The organism is Deltaproteobacteria bacterium (assembly GCA_016208165.1).
Lineage (GTDB): Bacteria > Desulfobacterota > Desulfarculia > JACQYL01 > JACQYL01 > JACQYL01.
The window spans coordinates 74,422-83,799 of record JACQYL010000066.1 but is presented as its reverse complement, the minus strand read 5'-3'; the positions used below and the strand labels follow the sequence as shown (position 1 = coordinate 83,799).

General features: G+C 54.6%; 8 protein-coding genes. 6 read left to right on the top strand and 2 right to left on the bottom strand.

Annotation, left to right across the window (positions count from 1 at the left end):
- The first annotated feature begins 290 nt into the window (after positions 1–290).
- The 4 genes from HY788_14415 (at position 291) to HY788_14400 (ending at position 5,845) form a co-directional block, all read left to right on the top strand.
- Positions 291–2,246 (top strand): PAS domain S-box protein, encoded by a 1,956-nt coding sequence (locus tag HY788_14415; protein MBI4775339.1) that lies wholly within the window; start codon positions 291–293, stop codon positions 2,244–2,246.
- The gene (locus tag HY788_14410) at positions 2,243–2,626 is read left to right on the top strand and encodes a response regulator (protein ID MBI4775338.1); all 384 of its coding nucleotides are present in this window, start codon (positions 2,243–2,245) and stop codon (positions 2,624–2,626) included. The genes HY788_14415 and HY788_14410 overlap by 4 nt, the downstream gene beginning before the upstream one ends.
- A 124-nt stretch (positions 2,627–2,750) precedes the next feature.
- Positions 2,751–3,032 carry a circadian clock protein KaiB gene (locus HY788_14405; protein MBI4775337.1) on the top strand — a complete coding sequence of 94 codons (282 nt, stop codon included), beginning with the start codon at positions 2,751–2,753 and terminating at the stop codon, positions 3,030–3,032.
- Between the two features lie 59 nt (positions 3,033–3,091).
- Positions 3,092–5,845, top strand: a complete 2,754-nt coding sequence (locus HY788_14400; protein MBI4775336.1) for a PAS domain S-box protein — start codon at positions 3,092–3,094, stop codon at positions 5,843–5,845.
- A 334-nt stretch (positions 5,846–6,179) separates the two neighbouring features.
- Here HY788_14400 and HY788_14395 read toward each other — a convergent pair whose 3' ends face one another.
- Positions 6,180–6,437, bottom strand: a complete 258-nt coding sequence (locus tag HY788_14395; protein ID MBI4775335.1) for a hypothetical protein — start codon at positions 6,435–6,437, stop codon at positions 6,180–6,182.
- 363 nt (positions 6,438–6,800) lie between these two features.
- Between HY788_14395 and HY788_14390 the strand changes: the two genes are divergently transcribed.
- Entirely contained in the window at positions 6,801–7,076 is a 276-nt protein-coding gene (locus HY788_14390; GenBank protein MBI4775334.1) for a hypothetical protein, read from the top strand.
- 43 nt (positions 7,077–7,119) lie between these two features.
- The gene (locus HY788_14385) at positions 7,120–8,181 is read left to right on the top strand and encodes a sigma-54-dependent Fis family transcriptional regulator (GenBank protein ID MBI4775333.1); all 1,062 of its coding nucleotides are present in this window, start codon (positions 7,120–7,122) and stop codon (positions 8,179–8,181) included.
- A 796-nt stretch (positions 8,182–8,977) separates the two neighbouring features.
- On the opposite strand, the gene HY788_14380 is transcribed toward HY788_14385, so the two are convergent.
- On the bottom strand, positions 8,978–9,378 hold a 401-nt coding region (locus tag HY788_14380), incomplete at its 5' end, for a MoxR family ATPase (GenBank protein MBI4775332.1).

Below are 9,378 nucleotides of genomic sequence, written 5' to 3'. Positions count from 1 at the left end.
TTGGGCGTGGCCTCCTTCTTGTTAGTGTAATGATATCAATTGGTTGTCACCTTTTTAATATCATACATTGCAGGAAGTTTCCACCCTAATTTGCGCGATTTTCTTTTTATAATAATAAGTTAGCTTCCCGGACAGACACTAATTCGGTAACAAATTCGGTAGCTTCGAAAGCGGCAGCGAACTTGTTCGATCGATACACGTGGTAAGAGGATCGATCTACTTCCTGCTCCGGGCAGTTTGATTTCCATGCGGGACGCGAGGCTGCTTTTTTAAGAAGGGTTTTTTCCCAGATGTCCCTCGATGCATACACACATACCTTGGCGCCCGCGAGCAGTCGCGTGATGGACCATCGCCCGAAAATCCTGATTGTGGACGACCGGCCCGAGAACCTGCTCGCCCTCGAAAGGCTGTTGAGGGAAACGGGGGCGGACGCCGTTCGCGCGGCCGGCGGCAACGATGCCCTGAAAAGCACCTTGCACCACCATTTTGCCCTGGCCATCCTGGATGTCCAGATGCCGGAGATGGATGGGTACGAGTTGGCCGAATACCTGAGAGGCGATGAAAAGACACGGAACGTTCCCATTATTTTTTTGACCGCCGTTTACTCCGACGAGCATCATGTATTCAAGGGATATGAGGCCGGCGCCATAGACTTCGTGACGAAGCCGTACAAGCCGGAAATCCTGCTCGCAAAGGTTAGGATCTTCTTGGAGCTCGACCGGCAAAAGCGGGAGTTGATGGAAAAGGTCGAGATCGAGAGGGCCAGGAGCTACCTGGAGAACATCCTCCTGTCCATGACCGATTCCGTCATGGTCGTCTCCGATGACGGTGTAATCCGGACAGCCAACGAAGCCCTCGTTTCCTTGTCGGGATACAGTCGTAATGAGATTCTCGGCATGCCCGTGACTCTTCTGCTCGGGGATTTCGGTTCGGCGTCCCGGGCGCTTACCATGGGAGACAAGCCCTCATGTTGTGACGCCGAAAGCCCGATATATGCTAATAGAGAAGCCAGGCTTCGCACCAGGCAAGCGGAACTGGTCCCGGTGTTGCTATCAGCCTCGGCCCTTCGCATGAATGCGGAAGCGCCCTCCGGCGTCGTCGTGGTGGCCAAGGACATTCGGGACCGCGTGGAGGCCCAGGAGGCCCTGAAGAGAAGTGAGGAGAAATACCGAAACCTGTATGAGTCCAGCAGAGAGGGGATCGCTTTTTTCGATATGAAGGGCGCCTTCGTTGATGCGAACCAAGCTTTCCTGGATATGCTCGGTTGCGGGGAGGACGAACTCAGGACCCGGAGCTTGCGAGAGCTTACGCCCGAGAAATGGCATGCCCTGGAAGAGGAGATCCTCGAAAACCAGATCATGGCCCGAGGATACTCGGACGAATACGAGAAGGAGTACATCCGTAAAGACGGCTCCGTTTTTCCGGCGGCCGTGAGGGTCTGGCTCACCAGGGACGATCATGGGATGCCCAGTGGTATGTGGTCCCTTATACGAGATGTGACCACGCAGAGGCTTGAAGAGCAAAGCCGGATCATGACGGAGAAGATGTCGGCTTTGGGCATGATGGCGGGAGGCATGGCCCATGAACTCAATAACCCCATGATGTGTATACACGGCTTTATCGAATACTGTCTCAAGCACACGCCGGCGGAAGACAAGAAACATGAGATTTTGGGAGACGCACTACGCGAAACTGAACGCTGCATGGATCTTGTGCAGAACCTTCTGACATTTTCTCACACCGGGCATGTCGACGGGGAGGAGTACCGAAAGGTGCGGTGCGAGGTCCTCTTTGATCGGGTCTCGAGGCTCCTGGCCTACCGGTTTGAAAAGCAGGGCATTCGCATAACCAGGCGAATCGCCGAGGAGAGCCGGGAGATTTGGAGCAAAGGGGAAAGCATGCAGCAAGTCCTCCTCAATCTCATGACGAATGCCCTGGACGCCGTGAAAAACGCTCCCAACAGGGAAATCCTGTTCGAGATGCAGCCGGCCGGAGAATTCGTCCGGATGACGGTCGGCGATACGGGTTGCGGCATCTTGCCGGAGCACACCAAGCGGATCTTCGATCCCTTTTTTACCACCAAACGTGTGGGTGAAGGCACGGGACTGGGCCTTTCCGTAACGAAAAGCATTGTCGAGTCTCACGGTGGTAAGATACACTGCGAAAGCGAGGTGGGGAGGGGGACCAGGATGGAGGTTCTGCTGCCGGCGAACCGGATTGAAGATCGAGCTGGGAGGTTCTCGTGATTAAACGTATTCTTGTAATTGACGACGACGAGGCCATAAGGAAGGTCTTCCTGCTTGCCTTGGAGGGGACTCAGTTTCAGGTGGACACGGCGCCATCGGGCGAAAAGGGCCTGGAGATGATGAGAGAGCAGGCGTATAACTTGGTGTATCTGGATCTCAGGATGCCCGGAATGAGCGGCGTAGACACCCTGAGAGTGCTCAGGACGATCGACGGCGCGGTTCCCGTCTACATCATCACGGCTTACTATGGTGACTTCGCGGAACAGCTGAGAAAGGCCCAGGAAGAGGGCATGGACTTTGAACTCATGAGGAAGCCGCTTACCTCGGCCCAGCTTGTCGGCCTGACCAGAGGCATCCTCGAAGGAGCGGCCGTGTATTGAGTGAGATGGTTCTCCTGTCTCCCATTCAAGGCAGTGAGTTGCGGAGGGACGATTCCGCGTCTTGAAGTTCGATGGGCCGTTCTCCAGGATCTCTTAGTCCATCCTCTATCCATTGGGGGGTTCCATGTTCGAATTCATGCTTTTCATCTCGGGACAGAGCGCTCGATCCAGGAGGATCATTTCAGATCTGGAGTCTTTTCTATCGGACGAGCTTGGTGGGCAATACACCCTCAGGATCGTCGACGTCATTGAACATCCTCATATAGCCCAGGAAAACGGGATCCTGGCTACTCCCACACTGCTGAAAACCAGCCCTCCTCCGAAAAGGATATTGGGGGACCTCAGCGGTAAGAGAAAAGTGCTCGATCAGTTGGGTCTTGGCCCACGTCCCAAACCTTCCAGGTGAATCCTTCCCTTTCGGAAGGATGGCCGACAATTCGAGAATCACAGGCAGGGGTTTAACAGATGGAGAATCCGAACCACTCGCTTCGTGAGAGTGAAGAGCGATTGAGGAAAATCATCGAACACAACGCCGACGGCATCCTCGTAGTCAATCGGGAGGGCGTGGTCCGTTTCGTCAACCCGGCCGCCGAATCCCTTTGGGGCCGGCCGGCTCGGACGCTGACGGGGATGGACATCGGGCTTCCCATGGTCTCGGATGAATCCACGGACGTCCATATCCTGCACGCTTCGGGGACAGAGGTCATCGCGTCCATGCGGGCCGTTGAGATCGACTGGGAAGGGGAACCTTGTTTCCTGATTTCGCTTCGCGACGTTACCGAGAGAAAGAGGGCCGAGGAAAGGATTCGACATCTCAACAACGTGATCCAGGCCATTCGAAATGTGAACAAACTCATCACCAGGGAAAAGGACCGGGATCGACTCATCCGGCTTGCCTGCGAGAATCTGGTGGCGACCAGGGGGTTCAACAGTGCGTGGATTGGGCTCGTGGGTTCATCGGGAGCGTTTGTCCGTTGCGCGGAGGCGGGTATAGGGGAGTCCTTCCTGCCGTTCAAGCAGCGGCTCGAACAGGGATACTTCCCCTGGTGCGCCCAAGAGGCGTTGGCCGGTTCCAACGTAAAGGTCTTCGAAGATCCTTCCGAAGGATGCGGTGACTGCCCCTTTGCCCAAGCCGGATGCCGGCGCGCGGCGTTTTCCGTCCGGCTGGAAAACAACGGCAATGTCTACGGCGTTCTCATTTCTTCCGTGCCCGACGCCTTTGCCCAGGATAAGGAAGAACAGAGCCTGTTCCAGGAGGTGGGGCAGGACATCGCCTTCGCTTTGAGCAATATCGAAGCGGAACAGGAAAAAAGAAAGGCGGAACAGGCTTTGAGAGATTCGGAAGTCAGATACAGGAGCCTGTTTCAAGGAGCTTCCGAAGGAATTCTGATTGCGGACGTCGAGACAAGGAAATATCTTTTCGCGAATCCGGCAATATGCGAGATGTTGGGATATACGGAAGCTGAACTAACGGGGATGAGGGTGGACGACATTCACCCCCGGGAAGTGCTCTACCAGGTGATCTCCGCGTTCGAAAATCGAATTGGAAAGGAAAAGGTCGCGGTATCGCAGGTCCCCTGCCTGAGGAAGGACGGGACGGTCCTGTATGTCGATATCACATCGACCCCGACGGTAATTGATGGAACGCTTTGCAGTGTGGGTTTTTTCACGGACACCACCGAAAAAAGGAAAGCCCACGACGCGCTGAAAGAAAGCGAGGAGCGCTTCAAGAGCCTGTTCGAATACTCACCCGACGCCTATTATCTGCACGACCTCGATGGCAGATTTGTTGACGCCAACAGGTCCACGGAGGAGTTGTGCGGTTACAGCAAAGAAGAACTCATCGGGAAACGTTCGCCGGAATTGCGGCTCTTGCCCGAGGATGAACTGGAGAAGGCTGCAGAGATTTTGGGGAAGAACGCCCAGGGCCTTTCCACGGGCCCGGATGAACTCATTCTGAACCGTAAAGACGGAAAGCAGGTCCGCATAGAAGCGCGAACCCTCCCTTTAACCCTCAGCGGGCAAGCTTTGGTGTTGGGCATTGCCAGGGATATTACAGAACGAAGGAAGCTGGAGGACCAGCTACGGCAGGCCCAAAAGATGGAGGCGGTTGGAAGACTGGCCGGAGGTATCGCCCATGATTTCAATAACTTACTCACCGTCATTTTGGGCAACGCCGAAGTGGCCCTCATGGACTGCGGCGCGGACGAGCCCTTGCGTGAAATCTTGGACCAAATTCTGAAGGCCGGTGATCGGGCGGCCGCTTTGACGCGCCAACTTCTTGCCTTCAGCCGGAAACAGCTGCTCCAGCCCACCGCATTGAATCTTAACGACATGGTCCGGAATATGGAGAAGATGCTCCGGCGCATCATCGGTGAGGACGTTGAAGTTAGGAATATCGTCGCTCAGGACCTGGGTCAGGTGGAGGCGGACGAAGGGCAGATGGAGCAGGTGATCGCGAACCTGGTGGTTAACGCTAGGGACGCCATGCCCCAGGGGGGCAAGCTCACCATCGAGACGGCCAACGTGGATCTGGATGAATACTATGCGGAAACCCACGTGGACGTGGCGCCCGGGCCGTACGTGATGCTGAGCGTCAGCGACACGGGCATCGGCATGTCCCGGGAGATCCAGGCCAAGATCTTCGAGCCGTTTTTCACTACCAAGGAGATGGGGAAGGGTACCGGCTTGGGCCTATCGACGGTATATGGAATCGTCAAACAAAGCAATGGAAACATCTGGGTCTATAGCGAAGTGGGCAGAGGCACCACCTTCAAGATCTACCTCCCCAGGATTGACAAGGAATGTCGCCACGTCGACGAGGCAAGACTCCTGACCGAATCGTTCGAGGGTTTCGAGACCATTTTGGTGGTGGAAGACGACGTCCAGGTCAAGAACCTGACTCTCAAAGTCCTCCTGGGATATGGGTATACCGTTCTGGGAGCGGCGGACGGACCGGAAGCGCTTCAGATCTCCGCAGCACACGAAGGGAAGATCCACCTGTTGGTCACGGACGTGGTTATGCCCGGAATGAGCGGTAAGGTGTTGGCCGATCAGATGAAAGTTCAGCAGCCCAAAATGAAAACCCTGTTCATGTCGGGCTACACCGATAACGCCATTGTCCACCACGGGGTCCTCGAGGGAGGAAGTGCCTTTCTCCAGAAGCCCTTCGCGCCTAAAGTCCTCGCCCGGAAGGTGAGGGAGGTGCTGGATACCTGAAAGGGAACAGCGTTAGGTACCCCTCCGGACGCGTAGGCATTTTGAGAAACATCCGAAGGAAACCTGCTTAAGAAATGATTCCTTCCACAAAATGTAGAGCGTTTCTATGCGTTGCGCTGGAGCCGGCGGTAGTTATTTGGGTCGCGGCGGCATGATGCTTATCAAAACACGCAACCTCGCAAGTTACCGTTCTTGAAAGGGCAGGAAACAGGTCCGCTTCATCCTTCCGACAGTAAGTCCAAGACCGACTCCGCATACGGCGTCATGCCGCTCCGGCTGCGACCCTCCACTGAACATTGGTCCTCTGTTCAAACAGGCATGTAGGACGGCGCTATCACTCTTCAAGGTCCGTGTTGCGCAATGGGCGGAATTCCAGGACACGGATCAGCTGGGGCTCGTCGGATCCGGGAAGCAGCTCGACGGAAGCCCAAACCGCTTGCCGGGCATAGCCCAGCAGAGGTCGTGAGTTCTCATCGGCGTGTACGAGGTAATCGGTGTCATTGAATGTGGAAATCAACACCGCCGTTATCACGCCCTCGCGATCCCATGCCGCCGGAACCACGATCCCACTAATCGAAAATTGCGTTTCCATCCTCTATCGTTAATGTCCGAACATCGGGTTATATGTTGTTTCAACGAGTACTTATCATGGAAACAAATCTCGTGCCATAATTTAACCTGTTGAAACTATGGGGAAAAAAATAGAGGATATTGGTAGATATGAAATTGAATTTCCTTTAATGAGCAGATAGAATTCAAAAATTCAAACTTTGGGATGCGCGGATCATTACTTCGGGGAAGCGTCGGATCGCGCTCGGAGCAGGGCGCATGCGGATCCGCCGGATGAGGGTTAAGTAGGAAAACGAAGTAAGACCGAAAGCGAGGGGGGATCGACCTCACTTGTGCCCGAGAGGGGGATCGATTTCCTCTATGTTATTAATAAGCCAAGGATTTCATGAGCAGAAAAGCCGACATGAAGGCCGTTCTTGTGGGCTCCGACAAAGACATCGTGATTCAGGATGCGCGCCGGTTTCTTTCCCGGGATTTCAGTGTCAACTTTGCGCCTGACGCGCCCTCCTGCCTGAAAACGTTTCAACAGAAGCGGCACGATTTCGCTTTTATCGACATCGATTTTCTCGGAGGCGTCGGCGGCGCCGAGAGTTTCCATAAGTTTCCGGAGTTGCTCCAGCCTTACTCGAAAGCAGGCGTTTGTGAGAGCCGGTGCGAGTGATTACGTCACGTACCCATTTTCAGGGGAGGAGATTTCCCTGGTCATGGACTCGATTCTCGAGGAGCAGAGACTGAAATCGGAACTCAGCCATCTTCGGGAAAAGCAGCTGCTTTCCGATATAGGGGACTATGCGCGCACGGACTCACCCGTCATGCGTGAAGTGATGGAAAGGATTGTGACCGTGGCCCCGACACGGACTACCGTGTTACTGATCGGAGAGACGGGCACCGGAAAAGGGGTTGCCTCAAAGCTCATCCACTTACTGAGCAATCGAGCAAAGAAGCCCTTTATTTCCGTTCATTGCGGCGCCATACCCGATACTCTGCTCGAAAGTGAATTATTCGGACACGAGAAAGGGGCATTCACGGGTGCGATCCGGCGAAAGATCGGCAAATTTCAACTCGCGCACGGCGGCACCATCTTTCTGGACGAACTGAGCACCCTGTCGGCGTCGGCCCAAATCAAACTCCTTCAGGTGCTCCAGGAGAAGACGTTCAGTATGGTCGGCGGAGACGTCGATATTTCCGTTGACGTAAGGATCGTCGGTGCTTCGAATTCGGACCTGAATGAAATCTGCGAAAAGGGGACGTTTCGTAGAGACTTGTATTATAGACTGAGTGTATTTCCCATAGAAATGCCGCCCCTCAGAGACAGGATCGAGGACATTCCCCTGTTGATCGATTCCTTCCTGAAGGCTTTGAACCGCGAATATGAAAAGAACATCACCGGTGTTGACGAGGAGGTGCTCGAAGCTCTCAAACATTATTCGTGGCCTGGAAATATCAGAGAGTTGGAAAACGTCATCGAACGGGCATATATTCTTGAAAAATCAAATACATTATCTTGGTCGGGTTTCCCTATGGAAATAGTGACGTTCAGACCCGTCCAGCCCGGTACAGGTAGCGGAAGCAGGCCCACATTGGCCGATGTGAGACTACGCGCCGTAGAACAGGCGGAAGCGCTGTATCTGCAGGAAATCCTCTCCCTGTCCAGCGGCCGAATTGACAGGAGCGCATCCATGGCGGGAGTGACCGCTCGCCAGTTGTATAATCTCATGGCGAAGTATGGAATCCGAAAAGAGAAATTTAAGGGCCAATCGAATTAGTAGGTAAAGCCGGACACCTATTGCAGGACCACGACGAGGTGACTTGTAGTTTCACGATGGGTCGAATGGATGAACCGTTTCGTTCCTCTCTCAACGGAGGCGCCGACTATTTGCTTGGAACGCAGAAAGAATGCATTTTGAAGAAAGAAGAAATATCGTGTGGCTGGGTCTGGATCTCCATATACCAAGATTGGGGAGCATGTCATGCTCCCTAGGATCTCCTGAGCGGGCCACGAGCCAATGAACCGGTATTGCCATTTCTTATGCGGTTATTTTGAGAATTCGAACTTCTTATTTCCTCAAGTTGGCCTGGCTCAGGCAACGGAGTACGATTCGCACTTGAAACGTATGATCTGCACGGAGCCTCTCATGCTCATTGCCTTAGGGCGCATGCCGTACTGGGGGGAATATCCCCCCTTTTTTGGGAGCGTTCCGTCTCCGTCGAAATAGAAAGCTACCTGAAAAGCGTGGGAATTGGAATCCGGTGACCGGTTTGCTCGCTTTTATCGACGAACAGGGATCCGGAACCGGGGCCTTGGGACGACATGGGGACGGAGTGTGAACGCAACTGCGAGGCGCGCGAAGGGCAGGGTGGCGAGCCAAGCTGTCGGCGCGGAAGCGGGCGAGTGCTCAGTCCCTCCGAGTGGAGCCTCGTCGTGGGCGGAAGTCCGGGGAAATCCGCCGGCGGTGGAATTCCCCGTTACAGGCGCTGTCTTCCCACTGATATGGATACATCCGGAAACGGAGCGCTTAGGGGCGCACCTTCGCCGTGCCTATCCAAAGTGGGACGCTGATGTCAGCCGCGGATACGCCGCAACTGGGAGACGGCCTGGGTGAAGTCCGGGCTCTTTTTAAACAGAACTCCCAGATACGGAACATTACCTCTTCCCAGGTTCTTATGATCGAAATCCGGATCCGCCTGTAAGGCCCGGATCCAGTTGATCAACTCGCGAGTAGCCGGCTTTTTCTCGATGGCCTGCAGGTCCCTCAGATGGTAGAAACTCTGGATGCAGACGTCCATGAGGTCCGACCCCAGCGAGGGAAAATGAACCCCGAGAATTGTGCGCATCATATCCGGTTCCGGGAACGCGATATGATGAAAGTTGCAGCGTCCGAGAAACGGATCGGACAAGTCCTTTTTTGCATTGGACGTGATGATCACTACCGGCCGGTTTATGGCCTTCACGGTCTTATCGA